The sequence below is a fragment of the Pseudomonas sp. F1_0610 genome (genome assembly GCF_047470865.1).
GTDB lineage: Bacteria > Pseudomonadota > Gammaproteobacteria > Pseudomonadales > Pseudomonadaceae > JAZDRH01.
The window spans coordinates 41,075-64,541 of record NZ_JAZDRH010000005.1 but is presented as its reverse complement, the minus strand read 5'-3'; the positions used below and the strand labels follow the sequence as shown (position 1 = coordinate 64,541).

Annotated in this window: 21 protein-coding genes; 8 read left to right on the top strand and 13 right to left on the bottom strand. The window is 43.1% G+C overall.

Features of this window, described 5'->3' with window-relative positions:
- The first annotated feature begins 70 nt into the window (after positions 1–70).
- The 6 genes from VQ643_RS04545 (at position 71) to VQ643_RS04520 (ending at position 9,708) form a co-directional block, all read left to right on the top strand.
- Complete coding sequence (locus VQ643_RS04545) at positions 71–730, top strand: GntR family transcriptional regulator (RefSeq protein ID WP_414198098.1); 660 nt, start codon at positions 71–73, stop codon at positions 728–730.
- 2 nt (positions 731–732) lie between these two features.
- The gene (gene smc / locus VQ643_RS04540; protein ID WP_414198097.1) at positions 733–4,221 is read left to right on the top strand and encodes a chromosome segregation protein SMC; all 3,489 of its coding nucleotides are present in this window, start codon (positions 733–735) and stop codon (positions 4,219–4,221) included.
- Positions 4,222–4,408: 187 nt separating this feature from the next.
- Positions 4,409–5,233: a cell division protein ZipA gene (zipA, locus tag VQ643_RS04535; protein WP_414198096.1), complete on the top strand. Its 825-nt coding sequence runs from the start codon at positions 4,409–4,411 to the stop codon at positions 5,231–5,233.
- Positions 5,234–5,287: 54 nt separating this feature from the next.
- A complete protein-coding gene (ligA, locus tag VQ643_RS04530; protein WP_414198095.1) occupies positions 5,288–7,657 on the top strand; it encodes an NAD-dependent DNA ligase LigA in 2,370 nt (789 codons plus the stop codon).
- A 126-nt stretch (positions 7,658–7,783) separates the two neighbouring features.
- Positions 7,784–8,056: a GNAT family N-acetyltransferase gene (locus VQ643_RS04525; RefSeq protein WP_414198094.1), complete on the top strand. Its 273-nt coding sequence runs from the start codon at positions 7,784–7,786 to the stop codon at positions 8,054–8,056.
- A 332-nt stretch (positions 8,057–8,388) separates the two neighbouring features.
- The gene (locus VQ643_RS04520) at positions 8,389–9,708 is read left to right on the top strand and encodes an MFS transporter (RefSeq protein WP_414198093.1); all 1,320 of its coding nucleotides are present in this window, start codon (positions 8,389–8,391) and stop codon (positions 9,706–9,708) included.
- Between the two features lie 86 nt (positions 9,709–9,794).
- Here the strand turns inward: VQ643_RS04520 and VQ643_RS04515 are convergent, their stop codons facing one another.
- From VQ643_RS04515 to minC, 13 genes are all read right to left on the bottom strand, one after another.
- Positions 9,795–10,232, bottom strand: a complete 438-nt coding sequence (locus VQ643_RS04515; protein ID WP_414198092.1) for a GNAT family N-acetyltransferase — start codon at positions 10,230–10,232, stop codon at positions 9,795–9,797.
- 199 nt (positions 10,233–10,431) lie between these two features.
- Positions 10,432–10,698 carry a hypothetical protein gene (locus tag VQ643_RS04510; protein WP_414198091.1) on the bottom strand — a complete coding sequence of 89 codons (267 nt, stop codon included), beginning with the start codon at positions 10,696–10,698 and terminating at the stop codon, positions 10,432–10,434.
- A 110-nt stretch (positions 10,699–10,808) separates the two neighbouring features.
- The gene (locus VQ643_RS04505; protein WP_414198090.1) at positions 10,809–11,885 is read right to left on the bottom strand and encodes a 3-deoxy-7-phosphoheptulonate synthase; all 1,077 of its coding nucleotides are present in this window, start codon (positions 11,883–11,885) and stop codon (positions 10,809–10,811) included.
- 153 nt (positions 11,886–12,038) lie between these two features.
- On the bottom strand, positions 12,039–13,643 hold the full coding sequence (locus VQ643_RS04500) for a BatD family protein (protein ID WP_414198089.1): 1,605 nt from the start codon (positions 13,641–13,643) through the stop codon (positions 12,039–12,041).
- Entirely contained in the window at positions 13,640–15,196 is a 1,557-nt protein-coding gene (locus tag VQ643_RS04495) for a VWA domain-containing protein (protein ID WP_414198088.1), read from the bottom strand. The genes VQ643_RS04500 and VQ643_RS04495 overlap by 4 nt, the downstream gene beginning before the upstream one ends.
- A complete protein-coding gene (locus VQ643_RS04490; protein WP_414198087.1) occupies positions 15,189–16,172 on the bottom strand; it encodes a VWA domain-containing protein in 984 nt (327 codons plus the stop codon). The genes VQ643_RS04495 and VQ643_RS04490 overlap by 8 nt, the downstream gene beginning before the upstream one ends.
- A complete protein-coding gene (locus VQ643_RS04485) occupies positions 16,165–16,644 on the bottom strand; it encodes a DUF4381 domain-containing protein (RefSeq protein ID WP_414198086.1) in 480 nt (159 codons plus the stop codon). The genes VQ643_RS04490 and VQ643_RS04485 overlap by 8 nt, the downstream gene beginning before the upstream one ends.
- A complete protein-coding gene (locus VQ643_RS04480; protein WP_414198085.1) occupies positions 16,632–17,543 on the bottom strand; it encodes a DUF58 domain-containing protein in 912 nt (303 codons plus the stop codon). The genes VQ643_RS04485 and VQ643_RS04480 overlap by 13 nt, the downstream gene beginning before the upstream one ends.
- A 1-nt stretch (position 17,544) precedes the next feature.
- Complete coding sequence (locus VQ643_RS04475; RefSeq protein ID WP_414198084.1) at positions 17,545–18,504, bottom strand: AAA family ATPase; 960 nt, start codon at positions 18,502–18,504, stop codon at positions 17,545–17,547.
- A gap of 91 nt (positions 18,505–18,595) precedes the next feature.
- A complete protein-coding gene (locus tag VQ643_RS04470) occupies positions 18,596–19,228 on the bottom strand; it encodes an RluA family pseudouridine synthase (protein ID WP_414198083.1) in 633 nt (210 codons plus the stop codon).
- Positions 19,229–19,429: 201 nt separating this feature from the next.
- On the bottom strand, positions 19,430–19,684 hold the full coding sequence (gene minE, locus VQ643_RS04465) for a cell division topological specificity factor MinE (protein WP_414198082.1): 255 nt from the start codon (positions 19,682–19,684) through the stop codon (positions 19,430–19,432).
- The gene (minD, locus tag VQ643_RS04460; RefSeq protein WP_414198081.1) at positions 19,681–20,496 is read right to left on the bottom strand and encodes a septum site-determining protein MinD; all 816 of its coding nucleotides are present in this window, start codon (positions 20,494–20,496) and stop codon (positions 19,681–19,683) included. The genes minE and minD overlap by 4 nt, the downstream gene beginning before the upstream one ends.
- Positions 20,497–20,554: 58 nt before the next feature.
- Positions 20,555–21,310 (bottom strand): septum site-determining protein MinC, encoded by a 756-nt coding sequence (minC, locus tag VQ643_RS04455; RefSeq protein WP_414198080.1) that lies wholly within the window; start codon positions 21,308–21,310, stop codon positions 20,555–20,557.
- A gap of 104 nt (positions 21,311–21,414) precedes the next feature.
- Between minC and VQ643_RS04450 the strand changes: the two genes are divergently transcribed.
- Positions 21,415–22,335: a lipid A biosynthesis lauroyl acyltransferase gene (locus tag VQ643_RS04450; RefSeq protein WP_414198079.1), complete on the top strand. Its 921-nt coding sequence runs from the start codon at positions 21,415–21,417 to the stop codon at positions 22,333–22,335.
- Positions 22,336–22,346: 11 nt separating this feature from the next.
- Complete coding sequence (locus VQ643_RS04445) at positions 22,347–23,465, top strand: patatin-like phospholipase family protein (protein ID WP_414198078.1); 1,119 nt, start codon at positions 22,347–22,349, stop codon at positions 23,463–23,465.
- Positions 23,466–23,467: the final 2 nt, after the last annotated feature.

The window sequence follows — 23,467 nt, the reverse complement described above, 5'->3', positions numbered from 1 at the left end:
GATTGATCTTAGTGTTAGGCTAGAATATAGCTACTTGGTATGATTTTACTTTTGCCCGTTAGGGAGTGTTATGGCGGATTCAAAGCAAGGCGGTTTAGCTCAAAGTGTAGCTTATCAGTTAGCTGAGCGAATTATTCGTGGAGAGCTAAAAGACGGTGACCCTATTCGTGAAGTAGCGGTAACCCAAGCTTTAGGCGTCAGCCGTAGTACTGTTCGTGAAGCCTTGCTGATTTTACAGCGCAACTATCTTGTAGAAATTACCCCAAACCGTGGCGCTCATGTGCAGCCGTTAGATGCTCAGCTTATTAGCGGCTTGTATGATGTAGTTAATACCCTATATGCCTTGCTAGGCAGGTTGCTTTGTGAGCGCTGGCAAACGGAAGCGCAGCTATTGCCGTTTGTTGAAGTGAGACGCAATATTGAATCTTGTTTACGTAGTAATAATATTCGTGGTTTTGTAGAGCAAAAAGTCGCTATTATTCGCCACGCTGAACCTATAATCCAAAACCCTTTTTTGTCGCAGGCGTTATCTAACTATATGCCTGCAATTAGCCGTACTTATTATTTAGCCATTGAGCAGTGCATGGAAGAAATGTTGCAATTTACGCGAAACTACGACCAGATGTTAATCGCTATTCATAGCCGTGATCATGAGCGCATGATAGCCACTATTAATGAGTATTGTAGACGTAACTGCCATGCCATTTTATCAACCATTGATGAGGCTTAACCTTGCGTTTAAAGTGTATTCGTTTAGCAGGGTTTAAATCCTTCGTTGATCCAACAACGGCAAGCTTCCCAAGCAATATGACGGCTGTTGTAGGGCCCAATGGTTGCGGCAAGTCCAACGTGATTGACGCTGTTCGCTGGGTGTTAGGGGAAAGCTCAGCGAAAAATCTGCGTGGCGAGTCCATGACCGATGTTATTTTTAATGGTTCTAATACGCGTAAGCCAATTTCTCAAGCCAGCATTGAATTGGTTTTTGATAATAGCGATGCCAGTTTACTAGGTGAGTACGCCGCCTATGGCGAGATATCTGTCAAGCGTAAGGTCACGCGTGATGGACAGAGTCTATATTTTCTCAATGGTACTAAGTGCCGCCGTCGCGATATTACCGATTTGTTTTTAGGTACAGGTTTAGGACCGCGTAGTTACGCCATTATTGAGCAGGGCATGATCTCTCGCTTAGTGGAAGCGCGCCCTGATGATTTGCGGATATTTATTGAAGAAGCTGCCGGCATTTCAAAATATAAAGAACGCCGCCGCGAAACGGAAAACCGTATGCGGCGCACGCAAGATAACTTGGCGCGTTTAACCGACTTACGTGAGGAATTAGGCCGTCAACTAGAGCGTTTACAGCGACAAGCCCATGCCGCTGAACGCTATACCGAGTTTAAACAGCAAGAAAAACAACTTAAAGCTGAATTAACAGCGATTCGCTGGCGCGACCTAGCCGCAAATAGTGATCAATTTGAGCAAGCATTAAGTCGTCAGCAAACAGCACTGGAAGCTTTAGTGGCTGAACAATGCAAAGCAGATACTGCTATTGAACAAATCCGCGATGCTAACCATGAACTGAATGAGCATTTTAATCAGGTACAGGCAAGCTATTATGCTGTTGCTGGTGAAATTGCACGTATAGAACAAACAATTCAGCACAGTCAGCAGCGTACACAGCAACTACAAACAGAACTGCGTGAGTCGGCACGCTTACGCGAAGAAGCTCAACTGCATTTGCAACAAGACCAAGAAAATTTAGCTCGTGTTGAAGATCAACTGCACAGCTTATTGCCAGAGTATGAGGTATTAGCAGCAACAAGTGAGCAAGATGCAGAGCAACTATTCCAAGCTCAAGACACCTTTGAGCGTATTCAGCAGGAGTGGGAGCAGCTGGCGCAACAAAATCAAGTACCTATGCGTCAAATAGACGTGCAAAAAGCACGTATTAGCCAACTTGAGGATAGCTTGCAGCGCTTGCAGCAACGTCAACAAAAAATGCAGCTTGAACAGCAAACGAGTTCTGCTCAGGACTTTCAGCAGAGGCTTGAAGAACAGCAAGTAGAGCAAATTGAACTGGCAGCTATGCACAGTCAACAACAGGCTGTAACACAAACGCTACAAAGCCAACTGCAAGAACAACGTCAACAGTTGCAGCAATTGCAGCATGATAAGCAGCAGTCTGTTGCTCAGCTGCAAGAGGTTGAGGGGGAATGTATTAAGCTGCAGGCATTACAACAAGCTGCTCTAAGCGTAGATGAAGAAGCTACAGATTGGCTGTTAGAGCACGGTTTAGAGCAGTTGCCGCGTGTGCTAGAGCAGCTGCAAGTGCAGCCAAAGTGGCAGCAAGCTGTGGAGTTAGTCTTAGCTGAACGCTTACAAGCACGTGTGATTGAGTTAAAGGCAGTGCCTAAACAATTGCCTGAAACGGGCTGGTTGTCTTTACAATTCATGCGCGAAAGCAGTACTAACGCTGTAGCGAATACTTTGCAAGCACAGGTACAGAGTGGTTTAGATTTGTCTGCCGTGCTGGGCAATGTGTTTTTAGCTGAAACGCTTGAGCAGGCATGGCAACAACACTCCCAATTAACCGCTGGGCAGAGCCTTATTACGCCGGAAGGCATATGGCTAAGCTATGATGGTTTAATTGTGCAGGCTGCTCAAACACAGCAAGGATCAAGGCTGGCGCGTGTTGAACGTATCAATCAATTACTTGTGCGTGCCCAAGAGTTAACCGAGCAAGTGGCAACACTAACTGAGCAAATCCAACAGGTGCAGTTACATCTAATGGTGCTTGAGCAACAACTAGAAGAGAGCCGCCAACAACAGCAAGGTTGTGCGACTAAGTTAGCTCAGGTGCAATCAGCACTGGCGATTGTGCGTAATCAGCAAGAGCAATATCTACTTAGAGAGCAACAACAACAAACAGACTTGGCTGAGCTGGCTGAAAACATTGCCATTGAACAGGAAAATAAAGCGCAAGCGCAGGTTTTATTAGAAGAAGCACTAGCGCAGTCGGCTACTGTCACCGAGCAGAGCTATCAATTGCAAGCGGCACGGGATAATGCGCGTGAGCGTTTAGAGCAAGTGCGCTGGCAAATGCAACAAAGTCAGCAAAAAACGCATCAGTTGGATGTGCAGATCAAATCATTATGGGTTGAAGAAAAGTCCATTAAACAAGCGCTGGAACGACTAGAGCAGCAGTACGCACGGGCTTTAGCACGACATGATCAGCTGGCTTTAGATTTAACCTCAGGTGAATCACCCTTAGAGGAGCTAAAGGCTAAGCTAGAAGAACAGCTCAGCATTCGATTAGAGCGTGATGAACAACTTCGCGCAGCGCGGGTACAGTTAGAAGAGGCTGACAATCAAATTCGAGAGCAGGAGCGTATTCGTCATCAGGCAGAACAACAAGCGCAAGTATTACGTAGTCAAATAGAAAAACAACGGCTTGATTTACATACAGTAGAAGTGCGTCGTAATACCTTACAAGAGCAACTAACAGCTGAGGGCTATCATCTGGATTCAGTGCTTCTATTATTAGCGCCAGACGCCAGTGAAGCCGATTGGCAAACGCAGCTTGAGCAAGTGCAAGAGCGCATTACTCGTCTTGGTGCTATTAACCTTGCCGCCATTGAAGAATATAAGCAGCAATCTGAGCGTAAAACCTATTTAGATGAGCAAGATGCTGATTTAAACGAAGCATTAGCGACGCTGGAAAATGTGATTCGCAAAATTGACCGTGAAACGCGCAATCGCTTTAAAGAAACCTTTGACAAAATTAATGATGGCTTACAGCGCTTATTTCCGAAAGTATTTGGTGGTGGCCAAGCTTATTTGGAACTAACTGGGGAAGATCTACTCGATACAGGGGTAGCTATTATGGCGCGTCCGCCAGGTAAGAAAAATAGCACCATACATTTGCTCTCAGGGGGAGAGAAAGCACTAACAGCATTAGCTTTAGTATTTTCTATTTTCCAACTGAATCCAGCACCGTTTTGTATGCTTGATGAGGTAGATGCACCTTTAGATGATGCTAACGTTGGGCGCTATGCGCGATTAGTGAAAGAAATGTCGACAAGTGTGCAATTTATTTATATTACGCATAATAAAATCGCAATGGAGATGGCAGATCAATTATTAGGGGTTACTATGCATGAGCCGGGTTGCTCACGTTTAGTAGCTGTCAATATCGAAGAAGCTGCAGCTATGGCTGAAAGTTAAGGAAATATTGCAAAATCTGAATAATTTCGTATTTAAAGCGGCTTAGGTGGTTTCGAAAAACTGGCTAACATGCTAGTTTATTGGGAGTTTTTCAGTGTGATATGAACTATCATTCAATGCACAGAGTGAAGTCACATTATTTGCAGTTAGTGTAGCTTTTAGGTTTTAGGTGGGAGTCAGCATCCTTATGGATTTCGGATTACGTACGTGGTTGATTGTCATTGGCGTTATTGTCATTGGCGTAGTGTTGGTTGATGCTTGGCGACGTGTTTACGGCAGCAAAAGTAAGCTCAAGTTTAAACTTGACCGTAACCTAGCCAATAGTTTCCCAGAAGAAGAACCTAGCAACGACATCCTAGGTCCTGTTCGTGTGACTAAACGTGCAGAAAAGCAAGAACCAAAGTTTAACGAAGAACAACTCAACACTGAAATAGAAGATGATCTCACTGATTCAGGCTTGCATGCTGATATTGATGAAGCAACAGAGCATTTTGTAGATGAACCCGAGCAAGATTTTAATGCGAAAGAAACTGCAGCCAAAGCGCCTGAAGAAACTAAGGCTGCAACTATGGCAGAAGATCCAAAAGAAATTTTTGCTATTTTCGTAGTATCTAAAGATGAAGCAGGGTTTAAAGGTCCTGCTTTATTACAATGTATTTTAGAAAGCGGTTTGCGATACGGTGATATGGATATCTTCCATCGTTATGAAAGCGTGACAGGTAAAGGTGAAACCTTATTTTCAATGGCTAATGCGCTGCGCCCTGGCACCTTTGATATTAATGATATTGATAACTTCTCAACCAAATCAGTGTGCTTCTTTTTCGGTTTACCTGGACCGAAAGACCCTAAAGCAGCTTTTGATTTAATGGCACAAGCAGCCGCCAAAGTGGCTCATGAGTTAAATGGTGAGCTAAAAGATGATCACCGTAGCGTTTTAACAGCGCAGACGATGGAACATTATCGTCAACGCATTGTAGAATTCGAACGCCAACGCTTAATGCACAAACACTAAGGTTTAGAACAATAAAGAGCAGCGTTAGCTGCTCTTTTTATTTGGAATACTGTTATGACTCAACATTTGGATGTGGCTCAACGTATAGAACAACTACGTGAAGAAATCCGCTCGCATAATTACAAGTACTATGTTCTGGACGAGCCATCGATTCCTGATGCTGAATATGATCGGCTATTCCAAGCACTAAAAGCACTTGAAGCAGAGCATCCTGGGCTAATTACCATTGATTCACCAACACAACGCGTCGGCGGACAGGCGTTATCCGCTTTTAACCAAGTACAGCATGAAGTGCCTATGCTAAGTTTGGGAAATGCCTTTAATGAAAAAGATATACAAGATTTTAACCGACGAGCCAGTGAAGGCTTAGGGCGTGAGATCAGCGCAGGTGACTTATTTAGTCAAACAAATGAAATTAGCTATTGTTGTGAGCCTAAATTAGATGGCTTAGCTGTTAGTTTGCTGTATGAAAACGGTGTGCTGGTGCGTGGAGCTACACGTGGCGATGGCAGCACTGGCGAAGATATCACCGCAAATGTGCGCACTATTCGCAATATTCCATTAAAGTTACAAGGTGAAGCTATACCCTCACGTTTAGAAGTACGAGGCGAGGTTTACATGCCCATTGCTGGCTTTGAAAAACTAAACCAGCAAGCCTTAGCAGAAGGCGCCAAGATTTTTGCTAACCCTCGCAATGCCGCTGCAGGTAGCTTGCGTCAGCTCGATAGCAAGATTACTGCAAAACGTCCACTTGAGTTTTGTGCCTATGGTATTGGTATTAACCAAGGAGATCTAGCAGATACCCATGCACAAAGTTTGCAACAGCTAAAAGAATGGGGACTACCCATTAGTCCTGAATTAAAAGTGATGCAGGGCGCGCAAGGCTGTTTAGAGTACTTTTCACAAATGGCAGCTAAACGTGCCAGCCTTGGTTATGAGATTGATGGTGTGGTGTTTAAAGTCAATAGCTTAGCAGATCAGCGCACTTTAGGCTTTCGCTCACGCGAACCACGCTGGGCTATTGCCCATAAATTTCCAGCTCAAGAAGAGCTAACCGAATTATTAGAGGTTGAATTTCAAGTGGGGCGCACAGGCGCTATAACACCAGTGGCACGCTTGCAGCCAGTGAAGGTGGGTGGTGTTATGGTATCTAACGCTACGCTACATAATATGGATGAAGTAGAGCGGCTCGGTATAAAAGTAGGGGATACCGTTATTATTCGCCGTGCAGGCGATGTTATTCCACAAATAATGGGCGTGGTACTAGAGCGTCGCCCTGCGCAAGCGCGTGAAATTCATATCCCACAAGAATGCCCTGTATGTGGCTCGCAAGTGGAGCGAACACAACTTATTCGTCGTGGTAAGGGTAAAGAAACTGTTTCAGAAGGGGCAACTTATCGTTGTGTTGGGCGTTTAAGTTGTCAGGCGCAACTGACGCAATCTATTTTGCATTTTGTATCGCGCAAAGCCATGGATATTGATGGTTTGGGCGATAAAATTGTCGAGCAGTTGGTGGAGCGCGGCTTAGTAAAATCACCGGCTGATTTATATCAGCTCAACTTTGACCAGGCGATGAGCTTAGAAGGCTTTGCAACAGTTTCCAGTAATAACCTATTAAAGGCTATTGCTGAGAGTAAAAATGTGGCGCTGGCACGCTTTATTTATGCTTTAGGTATTCCAGATGTAGGGGAAAGTACCTCAAAATTATTAGCGCGCGCTTTTGGCACCTTAGAGCGTGTTTCTCAAGCTAAACCGCAAGTGCTGACATGGTTGCCTGATGTGGGCTATGAAACCGCATTTGAAATTCATAACTTCTTTGAAGATGCGCATAACTTGGCTGTTATTCAAGCATTGCTAGGCGCAGGTATTAACTTCAAAGATGAAGTACAGACGGTCACTGAATTTGCAGCTATTGCTGATTTTGCAGGCTTTATTGAACGTTTAGATATTCTAGGTATTTCTAGCACTAATGCGAAACGCCTTGCTGAGCGCTATACAAACCTTGACGCACTGTTAGCCGCTGACTGGCTAGATTTAAGCGCTATTGATCGCTTTCCAGAAAAGTCGGCTAAAGCGTTGTTGGCGTATTTTTCAAATGAGGCTAATCGAACGTTAGCGAAAGGTATTGAGCAGCAGCTAAAAGATTTTGGCATGCATTGGACGAGCGAAAAACAAATAACAAGTAACCTACCATTACAAGGGCAAACTTGGGTACTTACAGGTACTTTAGAAAGCATGACACGTGATCAAGCTAAGGCTCAATTAGAAGCCTTGGGAGCTAAGGTATCTGGCTCTGTTTCGAGTAAAACACACTGTGTCGTAGCAGGCCCAGGAGCAGGCTCTAAACTTGCGAAAGCCAATGAGTTAGGTATTGAGGTAATGGATGAAGCTCAGTATTTAGCTTGGTACGCACAATGGGCATAGCTAGACCAATGGGTAATTGGCGCTTTTACAGCCTTCAAGGAGACTGAGTAGGTTTTTACTGCATAACTAATTTATAAGTAGTGGCGCCACTCAAAAGGTGATTAAGCTACTGATTTTGGAGGCTGTATGAGTGACATTATCAATGTGCAACATAATGCCCAGCAACATTGCTTTGAGGCGCTTGTAGAAGGTTATAGAGCGCATTTGGATTACCACATCCAAGAAGGCATCATTGATTTGCACCACACCTTTGTTCCTGATGAGTTACGAGGCAAAGGCGTTGCTCAGGTTCTCACTCAAGCGGCTCTTAGTTATGCTGACCAACAACAACTGCAAATTCGCCCAAGTTGCAGTTATGTTGCAGCTTATATGCAACGTAAAGGTTTACAGCACGAATAATTATTTTTAAAGCCCATTATTGAGTAATGGGCTTTTTTATAATTGCACAAACAACAATAAAAACAGCTGCTATTGCTTAGGTTAAACCTGTTAAGAATAGGCTTTTTTCTGCGTCTTAATTGCCAAAAAATAATTTAAAAGTAAAAAAGTTACTTACTTGCAGGGGCGGCTCGCAATTTACTTGGTGAGTTGCGTTTAAAGTGATAAAAAATAGCAGTATTTTGATAAAAGTTAGTCGCCATTAAGAACAGAAATACTGGTATAGAGCCTTTTGTGCACTGTTTTTAGTGAGCGTGAATTGACTAACAATGACTATAAAATGAAGGTTTATCATGGCAACAGCTACAGCATCACCCGCTGCCCGTCCTTTAAATAAAGAAGACTATAAAACATTATCTTTGTCTTCTTTAGGCGGCACTTTAGAGTTCTACGACTTTGTTATTTATGCTATCTACATTGAGGTAGTAGTTAAACCTCTATTCCTACCATTAAGCGCTGCTGGCACTATTTGGGCAGATGTGTACGCATGGGGCGGCTTTGCGGCAGGTTATATTGCACGTCCAATTGGCGGCATTATTATGGCGCATTTTGGTGATAAACTAGGGCGCAAAAAAATGTTCACCCTAAGTGTTGCCATGATGGCCGCACCAACTTTTGTGATTGGCATTATGCCAACCTATGAAACCATAGGTATTCTTGCCCCTGTATTATTGATTTTAATGCGTATGCTTCAAGGAGCGGCGATTGGTGGAGAAATGCCTGGTGCTTGGGTATTTATTGCTGAACATACGCCGAAACACCGCTACGGTTTAGGTATTGGTGTGCTAACCAGTGGCATTACAGGTGGCATCATGTTGGGCTTTTTGGTGTCCATCTTAATTGATGTTGTCTTTACTAAACAGGAAGTGCTGGATTATGCATGGCGTATCCCTTTCATTGTGGGTGGTTTGTTTGGCGTAATTTCGGTGTACTTACGCCGTTTCTTATCAGAAACGCCGATATTTAAAGAAATGGCCGAAAAGAAAGAACTTGCCAAGGAAATTCCGGTAGTGACGGTAATGAAAGAGCACAAGTGGGCATGCGTTATTGTTGCCTTGCTAACTTGGACATTATCTACCACTGTAATGGTGGGGATTTTAATGACGCCCAATGCTATTTTGCCAAAAATCTATGGATTTGAGGTGATAGATGCACGTGTGGTGGGCTGTATTTTGGCGTTAACCCTTACTATTGGCTGTATCCTATTTGGCTTCTTGGAAGATAAAATTAAAACGCGTGCAACCATGTTACTGGCGTGGGGTGGTTTAGCAGTAACAGCTAGCATTTTTTATTATGTATTAACGCTAAAACCTGAAATTAACACGGTTTATTGGGTGGCTGCATTAATGGGCTTATTCACAGGGGCTATTTCGACTACACCTATTATTGCGACACGTGCTTTTCCTGCGGCTATTCGTTATTCAGGTTTATCCTTCTCGTATAACTTAGCTTACGCTGTATTTAGTGCTATTACACCAATGCTAACTTTGGCCTTACTTGCGAAAAGTCCAATGGGTCCTGCGTGGTACATTAGTTTTGTGGCTATTTTAGGTATTTGTGTTGCCTTTATTCCTTTAGCTTACAAAGGCTACCAAGAGAAAGCCTTAGCTTAAGGAATTATCTAAAGAACAAACAGCCGCTTTATGCGGCTGTTTTTATTGGTGCAATCAAATGCTTGTGGCGGAATATTAGAGACCAATTAGTATTCTTTAATAGCTAAGATGTCATCACCATCTTGATCTAAACCTTGCTCAATAAAACCAAAGCTAGCGTAAAAATTTTTAGCGATAGGATTATTAGGGTCATAACAAATTTCAATTTGTTTAGGTGCTAAACTTTGTTGAATTTCAGCTAAGGCTAATAACATTGCTTGGCGTCCTATGCCTTGAGCTTGATATGCTTTATCAAGCATAAAGCGCCAAATAGAAGTTTTATCTGTTGTTTCAGGAACCCACATAAAAAATCCAACAGGCTGTTCATCTAAGAAAATTCCTCGAGTTATATAGCTTGGATTAAATGCAGCCTCAACCAGTGACCATACATTGCTAGCAACAAATTCTTCTTGTGCTTCGTACACTTCTAAATCACAAATGGCTTCGTAATTTTGTTGGGTGATAGGCTTTAACGATATATTCATGCTATAGAATCCTATTATTAGGCTAAAAATCTAACCAGCCTTAATAATTATTGGTAAAATCTAGTGTTAGTAATTCATCATTACCCAGCGCTGTTTGTCTGCTTCTGTCACGTTATAAGATAAATACTCTTCAAATAAATCTCTGTTCTTTAGTATTTCTTTATTGTCTTTGTCAGAGCGATATAAGCACTTAGCTCGTTCATCTGCCGTGCAAAAGTAAATGAAGGTTAGCCTTTAATACCTGGCTTTGTGGGGCAACTAAGGATGAGAGTTTACGCTGTGCATAAGCGCCTGTGTAATAGGTTTTATCTGGTTTTGCATTCCAAGCTAAGAGTTCTGTTTGGTTAGCCCATAGTACCCAAACGCCCGTTTGGGTTAGGTAACTTTTTTGCGATTCATTTAGAAATTGAGCAATAGTTTTATCGCTTTTTTTCGTTAAAAGATAAGTGATTTCATGGTTCGTCATATCATCATCTGCGCATACGCTATCTCTATCAATACTGATTTACATAGGTAATTCATTATCTTTTTTGATAAAAAACGCCAGCAAAAGCTGGCGTTGTGTTGTTGCCAAGCTTAAGTACGTTCGCGCTTAGGTAATACGTCTTTGAGTTTGTCGCGCATTGAGCGAATGGATTTTTCAGTGGTTTCCCAGTCAATACAGGCATCAGTAATAGATACACCGTATTTCAGTGCTGAAAGATCAGAACAGATAGGTTGAGCACCCCAGTTAAGGTTGCTTTCTACCATAAGGCCAATAATAGATTGGTTGCCTTCTACAATTTGGTTGGCAATGTTTTCTAATACCAGTGGCTGTAATGCTGGATCTTTATTAGAGTTGGCGTGGCTGCAATCAATCATAATGTTTGGTTTGATTTTTGCCTTGCTTAATTCTTGCTCGCACACAGCAACGCTCACTGAGTCGTAGTTTGGTTTGCCATTGCCACCGCGTAAAACCACATGTCCGTAAGCGTTACCTTTGGTTTCAACCAATGACACGCCGCCTTGTTGGTTGATACCTAAAAAACGGTGCGGGCTAGAAACAGATTGCAAGGCGTTAATAGCTACAGTTAAGCCGCCATCAGTGCCATTTTTAAAGCCAACAGCAGATGACAACCCAGATGCCATTTCGCGGTGCGTTTGTGATTCAGTAGTACGCGCGCCAATAGCAGACCAGCTAATTAAATCTTGTAGATATTGTGGCGTAATAGGGTCTAGCGCTTCGGTGGCAGTGGGCAAGCCAGCTTCTGCTAAATCAAGTAATAGCTTGCGTCCAATATGCAAACCATCTTCAATTTTAAATGAGTCGTCTAGATAAGGATCGTTGATTAAGCCTTTCCAGCCTACTGTTGTACGTGGCTTTTCAAAATACACACGCATAATCAGATAGAGGGTGTCTGATACTTCTTCAGCCAGAACTTTTAGGCGTTGTGCATATTCATGAGCAGCTTTGAGGTCATGAATAGAACAAGGACCAATCACTACAAATAGACGGTGATCTTTACCATCTAGAATGTTTCGAACAACTTGGCGGGCTTGCGCGACCGTGTGGCGTGCACTTTCACTAAGTGGCATTTTTGCCTTGAGTTGTTCTGGCGTGATTAAGGTGACATTGGAAGCAATGTTAAGGTCATTAATCGGTAAATCGGCCATTTCTTTACTCATTCAGGTTTGGGTCGTAATTCGTTTGAACGCAAATGCCGGCGACCCAGATCGGCGTTCATTATTTTTCGTGCAACTGCTCAACCATAGCCGTTTACTAGGCAATGTGGAAGTATTTTTAGTGAATGTTTGCCGAATATTTTATTATTCGGGGTAAAGCGGTGGTAGGCTTTCATCATTACTTGTGCGTTGTTGTGCACTTTTATTTACTAAGCTATTGACAGCGAGCCATAGTTTTTCGCCTTGCCATTCTTGCGCGTTATCGCTGTAAAGTACGCTGTTGAGCTGCTCAATGCTATCAGCTAGCTCGGCATCTTCACGCGCCATTTGCACTAGGTTTTGGGGGTGTAAGCGTGCCCAAGCATCAAGGGCTGAGCGGGCTGTTTGTGGATCATTTTGTAAGCAAGCAAACTTTAAGTTAGTGAGCAGTAGTTGCTGTTGGTTACTTTCTGTTTTGCTAGGCGGCATAATGGCAGGCTGAGTACGTGCATGTTGCCATAAAATAAAGAACGCTAAGCTGAGTAAGGCTAGAGCGGCACTCAGTAGCTGCCAATAAAAATGTTTGTTTTGTTGTGTTTGCAGGCTTTTTTGTTGTTGTTCTATATAGGGTGGAGTGGCAATATTTAATTTAATAGGTGCCACTTCGCTGTGCTCAAGGCTGTCTGTCTGTGTGTTCCACCATGTAACACCGACGCGTGGAATATCTAATAAGCCTGAGGTGTAGGGTAAAATAGCAAGACTTTCCAGGCGTGAACTTGTTATACCTAAAGGTCCTTCTTGTTCATTTAACTTAGGTTGTTCTGTAAAGGTTTTGGCTTGGATATCCATCGTTTGCGCCAGTTTAGGTAGTTCACTACTAGGCAAGCCTTCCGCAGCTATGTGTATTTGGTAATTAATGGCTTGATCTGCATAGTAAGGTTCTTCTGGATGAAGAGTCTGTGTTAATTTTAAATTTTTTGCAGGTAGCCATGGCGTGTCAATAGGATAACTGCTGGGAATAGGCTTCACTGTAAAAGGTATTTCAGGTGATTTAGCGGTTACTTTTTCAGGCGCTTGGTTATTAAATAAGTTGGCGGCTTTTAGCAGTGTGCTACTGAAGGTTTGCGCGGGGATTTTTAATTGGCCAGTAGTTTGTGGAAAGATGGCATAGCGCATTTGAATAACACCAAAGCGTTCACCATTAATAAATTGATCAAACAAGCGTGGCTGCCCAAGCACTTCAACCCGTGCTTGAGGAATTTGTAATGGGCTTAACTGGGTATCTGCTTGTAGTGGATAAGCGTGATAGATGCGTAAGGTAAGTACTAATTGTGCGTTGACATAAACATCATCTTGGTCAAGTCGGCTATCAATATAAACCGGCGCTAGTTTTAAATTTTTTGGCGCAATCAAGGGTTTTACCGTGAGAAAAATAGGATCGCTTTGTAACTGACCTAAGTTAATACTGGGGATGACCAGGTTGCCTTCTTTGCTAGGCAGTAACGTAAGGCGCCAGCGCGTGTTGTGTTGTTTTTCGCCATTGATTTCAGTTAGATAATTATTTTGTTTACTGGCAAGGACTTTAAAATCAGCATCTAACACCTTTAAGTCAGGCAGGCTTTGAGAGCTACGATTTAAAGCTTCAAGGGTTAACTCAAAACTTTCACCGCTGTTAATATCATTACGGTCTACCTGTGCAGTAAAGGTTTCAGCCAACACGGGCTGGCAAATAAATACTAAACAAAAAAATAAGCGGACGAATTTATTCATGGTTGCCTACGTTGCTGTTGTTCTAGCCAGAATTTACGACGTAACAGCTCACTGGGGTCGTCTTCTATTTGCTCTAGCCAATGCTCAAGTGCGTTGTGTTGCAGTAACTCAGGGTTAGTCGCTGTACTTAGCGCGTTATCTGCTGATTCTAAACCAGTGCTGGCTTTTGTAGAGGGAGCATTAGCACTGTTAAGCCCAATGTCATTGGCTTTGCTTTGTGTTTCTTGCTGTTCTAACCATTGTTGAACCTGAGCATGGTTATAGCTTGCCTGGTGTAATTTAGGATTTATCGCCAGTGCTTGTTCATAGGCTGCTAGAGCCTGTTCATATTGTTCAAGGCGGGCGAGGCTGTTACCAAGGTTATAGTGATCTTCTGCCGTTTCTCCTTGGGCGAATAACTGTGCCGCTTGTTGATAATTGCCTGCTTGATAGAAAGCGACGGCTTTCCAGCGCCAATCAGTAAATAATTGAGCCGCTTGCTGTGGATCTTCACTTAATAAACGTTGGGCTTTTTCATTGTCACTGAGCCAAAAATCATTCCATTGCGCTGCTGGGGCAGGTAATGGCGTTAAGCAGACAAAAATAACAAACAACCAGCCGCGGCGCGCCATAAATGCAGCTAATAAAAGAATCGGCAGTAATAGCCAGTAACCTTGGTTACCTTGTTGGAGTAAGGCTTGTTCACGCCAGTGACTGGCAATAGGTGCTTGAATTGGGGTGAGGCTCACTGGTGATTGAGAAAGAAAGTAAATAGGCTTATTAATCTGTTTGGCAAACTGGGCTAACTCAGCGTGATCTAGTTGTGCTAAGGCAATATTACCTTGTTCAGTGCGTAGTAGTTGCCCGTTTTTATCTTGCAAAGGCACACCTTCTTCTGTGCCTAGCATGGCTAAATGCAGGTTACTGTCTTGTTTTTTTAATAATGTACTAATGGCAAGCTGCTCTGCGTTATCTAAGGTATCAGCAATCAGTACTATGGGTGTTTGCTGTGGATTAGGAATCAGCTGCATGGCTTTATTTAAAGCAACATCTGCTCTATTGCCTTGTACGGGCATAATGTCAGGATTAATGGCAAGTAGTAAATTTTTAAGGGTGGCAATGTCTTGTGTTAGAGGTACTAGGGTATGGGCGCTTCCTGAATAAACCACAATAGCGGTGGAGTTAGGTTGGCGTGCATGTACAAATTCTAAAACTGCATTTTGTGCTTGGGTTAATCGTGTAGGGGGGAGGTCAGTCGCTAGCATGAAAGGAGAGACCTTTAATATCAGCACTAATGGTTGATCATTACTCAGAGTGTCTTCTTGTGAGCCTAGGTTAGGCCCAGCTAAGGCCAACAACATGCCTACCCACATGACGCCTAAGAGTACTAAAGGTGCTTTACGGCGCTTTCTTTGTGGCGATAACAACACTGCTTGGAAAGGTTTGGCTAAATACTTACTCCAATAGCTTAACGCAATGGTTTTTTGCCATAAAAAATATAACGGAATAGCAACAAAGGGAATTAATAATAGCCACAGCGGTGCATGCCAATATAGACCTAAGAGCTTAAACATCCTGCGCTCCTTGGGCTAAACGTATGCGCTGTAAGCTTAAAAGTAGGCTTAAAACAAAGGCAACAGCTAAGGGATAAGGAAACAGCTCTTTTATAGTGGCTCGCCATTGCTGCGGCTGTTCATGGGGGTAATGCGCGTCTAGCAAACCTAAGAAATGATTGAAGCTTAAATCATCGGCTACGTGGCTATAAATGGCGCCTGTCATTGCCGCAATTTTTTCGAGTGTTTCTTGATCAAAGTCTAAGTCTAATGGGTTGTCGTCTTCGGCAGCCTGTGGCGTGCCCACGCCTAGGGTGTAAATTTTAATATTTAAATTTGCCGCTAATTTAGCAGCAGCTAATGGGTGCATAACGCCTGAGTTGTTCGCACCATCAGTGACTAAAATAGCAACACGTTGCTTAGCCTCTTGTTCTTGTAAACGCTTGATAGCTAAACCAATAGCATCGCCCATAGCCGTATTTTTGCCAGCAATACCTGGTACTGCATCATTGAGCCAGAAGATCACACTACTCTGATCTAATGTAAGTGGCGCCTGCACATAGGCATTAGAACCGAACAAAATTAAACCAAAACGATCACCTGTACGCTGCTTAATAAGAGTACTTAACTTGTTTTGTACAAGCGCTAGACGCGAAACCATAACGCCATCTAATTCACTATCTTCCATTTGCATGGAGCTCGAAACGTCGAGCAAAATAAGAAAGTCTCTGCCATTACTGGGAAACTGCTCTGGTTGACTAATAATTTGAGGGCGCACAGCGGCGGCTAGTAAAAAACACCAGACTAAAATGGGTAAAAAATAGCTGCGCGTTCGCTGATACCAAGGAGTAGGGAAAGCTTCAGTCAGTTGTTGAAGTTGTTCTGTAAAAGGTACTTGAATATAGCGCGCTTGGCTTTTTGTGGCTGGCAAGCTACGTCTTAGAATCCAAGGTAGCGGAAATAGTAGTAGCAACCAAGGCCAAGCAAGACTAAACATGGCGCTCAATCCAAATACTAATCGCCTGATTAAGCTCATCAATGGCTTTATTTGATAAGGTGCAAGTTGGTCGATAAATACCGTCTACTAAAACCATCCAGCGCGATAAACCAGCTGCCGTGCAACGGCTATCTAAAAAAACTAACCAGTCCTTTCCCGTTAATGTTTGTACATTGGCGTTAGGGTAGTTTGCTACGCACAGGCGTTTAAGTAGTTGGTTAAGTTGTTGTAGCCATTCCATTGCAGGTTGTTCATTGTAAGGGCGTTGCAATAACTTGAGTGCTTGTAAGGCTTCTTCGCGTGCAGTTAGTGGTGTAGGAGCTACAACTAAGTTGGTATTTTTATTAAATTTAGAAAGGCCAAACAAGAGTCCAATTAATAATGCAGTTAAGGCTATCCACCAACCTATAGCAGGCTGCCAACTGTCGATGTAGCTAGGCAATATTAATGGCTCAAGCACTAGTTCTGGCATAACACCGACTCCAGTTGATCATTAACGGCTTTGCTTGTGCTTAAAGGAATTAACGCACAATTAAGCGTTTCTGCTAAAGACTGCCATTGATCTTGGTAACCTTGTGCGATTTTTAACCACTGTTGGCGCACATTATGTGAGAACGAGGAGACACGCACTAAGGTATCTTTTTGCCCGAAATATAAATCTTCACCCGAGGGAATAACCCAATCCAGAGGATCGCTAATAGGCATTAAAATAAGTTCTAAATGTCGCGAAAGGGCGGTTAATAAACTAGAGGCGGCTGTAGTTAATTGTTTGAGATCGCAGATAATAATAGCGATACCTCGTGCATGGGTGCTGTAGAGCAGTTGGCGTAAGATTTCTTCTAAGTTAGCCTTTGCAGCAGAATCACTTAGGCTTAGCTGTTGGTTGGCTGAGGCAAGTTGGGCTAAAAAATGCAATGCATGATTTTGCCCGCGCTTAGGCTTAATAGGCAGACTACGCTCAGCGCTAAAAATAAAACCGCCCACATGGTCTTTGTGTAAAGCGACAGACCAAGCGCACAGTGCTGCTGCTTCGGCGGCAACCACGGATTTAAATTGCAGACTTGAGCCGTAGAATAAGGCGTTGCTTTGCTCAACAAGAATAAAAACAGGGCGCTCACGTTCTTCTTGATAAATTTTAGTATAGGGTTCGCCTGTGCGAGCAGTTACACGCCAATCAATACTGCGCACATCATCTCCCTGTTGATAAATACGTACTTGATCAAACTCCATGCCGCGACCACGTAAACGTGCTCTGTGCTTGCCCATCCGGCTATGTAACGGTAGTGAGCGTTGTAGTAGCATAAGCTTATGTGCTTGATGTCTTAGTTCAAGTAACTCATCTAATGAGACAGAAGTACGCGCCTTAGGCATATTAGGTAACCGGTACGCTATCTATAATCATTTGGAGTACATTATCTACATTGACGCCTTGGGCATGGGCTTCAAAAGATAAGATGACTCTATGGCGCAATACATCAAAGAGTAATGCTTGCACATCTTCAGGCGTAACAAAATCGCGGCCTGCCAGCCATGCATGAGCGCGAGCACAACGTTCTAAGGCTATAGTGCCACGTGGGCTTGCGCCATAACTTAACCATTGTGCCAGTTGTGCATTGAATTTTTCAGGTGAACGTGTGGCGATGATTAATTGAACAATGTACTCCTCAATCGCACTGGCTACATGGATTTGCCATATTTCTTGACGGGCTTGCACTAGGGTATCGCAAGAAATCTGTGGCGATTCTGCAATTTCTAACTGTAATGCTTGTTGGCGGGTGAGTTGTAAAATTTTACGCTCGGTAGCTGCATCTGGGTAATCTACATTCACCTTAAGTAAGAAACGATCAGTCTGCGCCTCGGGTAGAGGGTAGGTACCTTCTTGTTCAATGGGGTTTTGGGTTGCCATTACCAAAAATATTTCAGGTAGAGCATAGCTGTTTTGGCCAACACTAACCTGCTGTTCAGCCATAGCTTCTAATAAGGCAGACTGTACCTTGGCAGGGGCACGGTTGATTTCATCAGCCAGAATCAAGTTATGGAAAATAGGCCCAGCTTGAAACTCGAAAGTACCCTGAGCGGGGCGATAAATATCGCTTCCTGTAATATCGGCAGGTAATAAGTCTGGCGTAAACTGGATGCGTTGAAACGAAGCGTCTAGGCCTTCTGCAAGGGCTACAATAGCTTTGGTTTTGGCTAAACCCGGTACGCCTTCTACTAGCAAGTGACCATCTGCCAATAAGGCAATCAGCAAGCGCTCAACAAGAGTTTCTTGCCCAAGAATATGTTGCTGTAGATAACGGCGTAACGCCATAAACGCATCACGAGAAGACATAGCTGTACCTAGTTAGAAATTCTGTGCACTTTAGCTTAAAGCCATTTCAAAGTTCTATGCGCTAAGTTAAACAATTTGTATTAGCTTCTTATTAGAAAGGAGCGGGAGACTCAAAACGCATAGGCTCGCCAGTGGCTGGGTGAGTTAATGCGAGCATGCTAGCATGCAAACATAAGCGCTCAGCCGCTTGTAATGCATCACCCTGAGCATAGAGTTGATCACCTAATAACGGGTGTCCAATAGCTAGCATATGGACGCGCAGCTGGTGTGATCTGCCAGTGTAAGGGGTTAGCTCAACGCGACAAAAACTATCTTGACGTTCTATCACTTTCCAGAACGTTAATGCGTGCTTGCCTTGCTCATGGTCGACAATATGCCGTGGTTTGTTCGGTGGATCATATCGCAAAGGTAGCTCTATACGGCCCTCATCCTTTGGTTGCCCCCAGCAAAGCGCAGTATAGCCTTTATCTGTTTCACGATCATGAAACTGGCGAGAAAGTTCACGGTGGCTGTCGGCATCACGCGCGAGTACTAAAATTCCGGATGTTTCCCAATCTAACCGATGGACAATGCGTGCTTCTGGGTAGCCGTTATCGTTTAATCGAGTAACCAAACAGTCTTTGTTGTCTTCAGCGCGTCCTGGTACAGACAGTAGCAGGCTAGGTTTGTTAACAATTAAGATATGCTGATCTTGATAAATAATTTCGATATTCGATAACGGCATTAGGGCTTTCCACAATAAAATAAACAGCAAAATAGCTCAGGCGGCATTTTAGCCTGTATTGAGTTTATAGGGTAAGTGTTGCTAGATGGAAAGTTTAGCTAGTTACTGATGAGTGCGCAGCGGCTATTGTAGTTATATGCTTTGCTGTATGAAGCAATAAAGGCGATAAGCTATCGCCTTTACTTGAAAGAACTTAATTACTTACCTATCAGGTAAGGTAATATTGAGTTCTAAAATAGAGCAACTGTCTTGATCTTCCAATGAAACTTGCACTTGTTCGTTATCAATATTGACGTATTTACGAATGACTTCTACTAATTCCTTTTGTAGCGCAGGTAAATAATCAGGCTGACCGCGCTTGCCTCGTTCGTGCGCCACAATAATTTGTAGGCGCTCTTTAGCAATAGAGGCAGTAGGTTGCTTCTTACGCGATCGTAGGAAGTCTAAAATGCTCACTCTTTACCTCCAAAAATACGCTTAAAGAAGCCTTTTTTCTGTACTTCTAGGAAGCGATGAGGAATGTCTTTACCTAATAAACGATCAACCGAGTCGCTATAGGCTTGCCCCGCATCGCTTTGCTCATCCAAAATAACAGGAATACCCTGGTTCGACGCTTTAAGTACGGCTTGTGATTCTGGTACTACACCAATCATAGGAATAGAAAGAATTTCTTCAACATCATCTACACTGAGCATTTCGCCTTTAGCTACGCGCTCGGGGCTATAGCGTGTGAGTAGTAGGTGTTCAACTATAGGCTCGCGGCCTTCTTTGGCTCGTTTTGATTTGCTTGCCAGTAAGCCTAGCATGCGATCTGAGTCGCGCACAGAAGAAACTTCAGGGTTGGTTACCACAATGGCTTCGTCAGCAAGGAACATGGCCATTTCTGCGCCTTTCTCAATACCCGCCGGCGAGTCACACAAGACAAAGTCAAATTGCTCTGCTAGCTCAGTGATAACTTTTTCAACGCCTTCGGGAGTGAGCGCATCTTTATCACGTGTCTGGCTGGCGGCAAGCACATAAAGGTTTTCAATGCGTTTGTCTTTAATCAAGGCTTGATTAAGCGTGGCATCACCATTGATCACATTAATGAAGTCATATACGACACGGCGCTCACAGCCCATAATTAAGTCAAGGTTGCGTAACCCAACATCAAAGTCGACTAATACCGTTTTATGACCACGTAGCGCTAGACCTGTGCCAATCGCTGCGCTAGTAGTTGTTTTGCCTACGCCACCTTTTCCAGAGGTCACAACGAGAATCTTGCCCAAGTGGATCACCTTAAATGAAAAAAAGTAAAATTTAAAAAATCAATAGATAAAGTATGATTTAAAGCTCATTGATGATCAACTGATCATCCTCAAGCATAATGAAACAAGCCTTTTCCCACAGTGGAGAACGACGTAAATCTTCAGCTACTTTATATTGGCCAGCTATAGATATTAACTCAGCAGCCATTTGCTGGCAGTAAACGCCAGCCGAGGTGTCGCCGCTTAATCCTGCTAAAGCTCGCCCACGTAAAGCACCATATACATGGATGTTGCCATCAGATAATAGTTCCGCACCAGCGCTAACACTAGACATTACAATTAGATCACAGTTCTTTGCCACTATTTGTTGACCACTTCGCACAGGTTGGCGAATTACTTTGGCGCTTTTATGCAATATTGAGCTTTCTTTAGTTTCTGTTATGGAAATATTATTTTCTTTTGGCTTTTGCAATTGACTAACCGCTGTAGCGCGCTCTTTTTCTTGGCCTGCATTGATAACAGGAAGATATAAGTGTTGTGCTGCGTTACTATCTTGTTCACGTTGCGAGCGAATAGCTACAGTGAATAGGCTAAACTCGCGGCAAAGGCTGACAATGGCATTAAGATCAAGTGTAATATCAGGGTTAGCAAGTTTATCTAATGCTAAAATCAAAGGGGTATTATTGAATAGATTAGGCGCTTGCTTAACTTTTTCTGCAAGTTGTTGTTTAAGTGCGACTAGGTCAGGCTCTATGAGTTCGAGTACAGTAATTGTTAAAGTGCTACCTTTAAATTGAAAAACAGCAGTATTTGAGGTTAGGTCTGAAGGTTTCATGAAAATCTCAATAAACTTAAACAACATGGCAATTTACAGCATGACAGTCTATTAAACTGTTTACCATTGTAAACTATTTATTTTTATGCATTTGGAATCTAGTTATGCAACGAGTGCAGTTTCAGCAAGCTTTTTTACATCCTAAATACTGGCTAACCTGGTTAGGTTTAGGCTTTTTATTCTTAATTTCACTACTACCTTATGCTGTTTTATTATGCTTAGGCCGTATTCTAGGATGTGTGATGTATTATGTTGCCAGCCAGCGCCGGCATATTGTGCAACGTAATCTTGAGCTTTGTTATCCGAACTTGACCTTTGCCCAACGCAAGGCTTTAGTGAAAGCTAATTTTGCTTCAATGGGAATTGCTTTTTTTGAAATGGCCATGAGTTGGTGGTGGCCAAAAGCACGTTTGGCTAAATTGGCCCATATTGAAGGACTGGAGCATTTACAAAAAGCTCAAGCCGAAGGGAAAGGGGTTATCTTAACGGCTATTCATTTTACTACCTTGGAAATTGGCGCAGCACTTGTAGGTCAACGACAAACAATTGATGGTATGTATCGTCAGCATAAAAATCCTGTTTTTGATTATGTGCAGCGCCGTGGGCGTGAGCGTCATAACTTAGACTCCATTGCTTTAGAGCGTGAAGACGTGCGAGGTATGCTTAAACAATTACGCCAAGGTCGTGCCATTTGGTACGCACCTGATCAAGATTATGGCATTAAGCAGGGCATTTTTGTTCCTCTATTTGGCATTCAAGCGGCTACGGTAACAGCCACTAGCAAGTTTTCGCGCTTAGGTCGTGCTTTAGTTGTGCCTATGACACAAGTACGCTTGCCTAGGGCTCAGGGTTATCAAATAACAATTCATGCGCCGGTGGAAGATTTTCCAACAGAGAATGAATATGAGGACTGTTTACGTATTAATCAATGGGTTGAACAGGCCATTAATAGCCAGCCGGAGCAATATTTATGGGCGCATCGTCGTTTTAAATCACGCCCAGAAGGACAAGCAAAACTTTATTAGGATAATAGTATATGGCCAAGGTTGGTTTAGTGTTATCTGGCGGTGGTGCACGCGCAGCTTATCAGGCAGGCGTGCTACGTGCTATTGCGGGGCTTTTACCCGTTAATGCGACTTGTCCGTTTCCTATTGTGGTAGGTACATCGGCGGGCGCATTAAACGCGATGGGAGTTGTACAAGGCGCGCAAAACTATGCTGCTGCTTGTGATCAACTCTATGCTTCTTGGCAGCATTATCAGTTTGCAAATGTTTACCGTAGTGATTGGCGGGGAGTTATGTGCCAAGCAGGGCAGTTTACCTTGCGCCATTTGCTTGGTTTTGGTAAAGCAAAAAAACCACCAGCTTTGCTAGATAGTTCGCCATTATACGAACTCTTAAAGCAAGAAATTGATTTTGAAAAAATACAAGCTGTATTAACCAATAAAGTTATTGAATCACTGGCAATTACTGCTTTTAGTTATGCCTCAAATCAGTCAATCACTTTTTTTCAAAGTCATTTAACCATCAATAACTGGCAACGTTTTCGCCGAGCAGGGGTGCGTACTCATTTAACCTTAGCGCATGTGTATGCTAGTGCATCAATTCCCTTGTTGTTTGCACCTGTGCAATTAGATGATGGCTATTATGCGGATGGAGCTGTGCGACAATCTTCACCCATTAGCCCGGCCTTGCATTTAGGTGCCGAAAAAGTACTAGTTATTGCCCTTGGTAATCCTACAAAAAATACTCAAAGTACATTGATTGCAGGGCAGCCGAATTTGTCCAATATTGCAGCTAATTTGCTAACCAGTACTTTTGATGATCATCTTAGTGAAGATTTAGAGCGGTTATATCGCGTGAATCAATATGTGCCGTTGTTACGAGAGCAAGAGCATATACGCAGTGTTAAACATGTTGATGTCTGTGTGGTTTCGCCCAGCCAAGATGTAGATCTTATTGCCAGCAAATATCGCAAAGCTTTGCCTAATGCACTTAAACCATTCTTACGTGGTTCAGGCGCTATGTCAGCTAAAAGTGGTGGGGTGCTAAGTTATTTATTATTTCACCCTGAATACTGTAATGAGCTTTTAGCATTGGGTTATCAAGATGCGCTGGCGCAGAAAGAGCGCATCTTGAAATTTTTAGCGATTTAAGC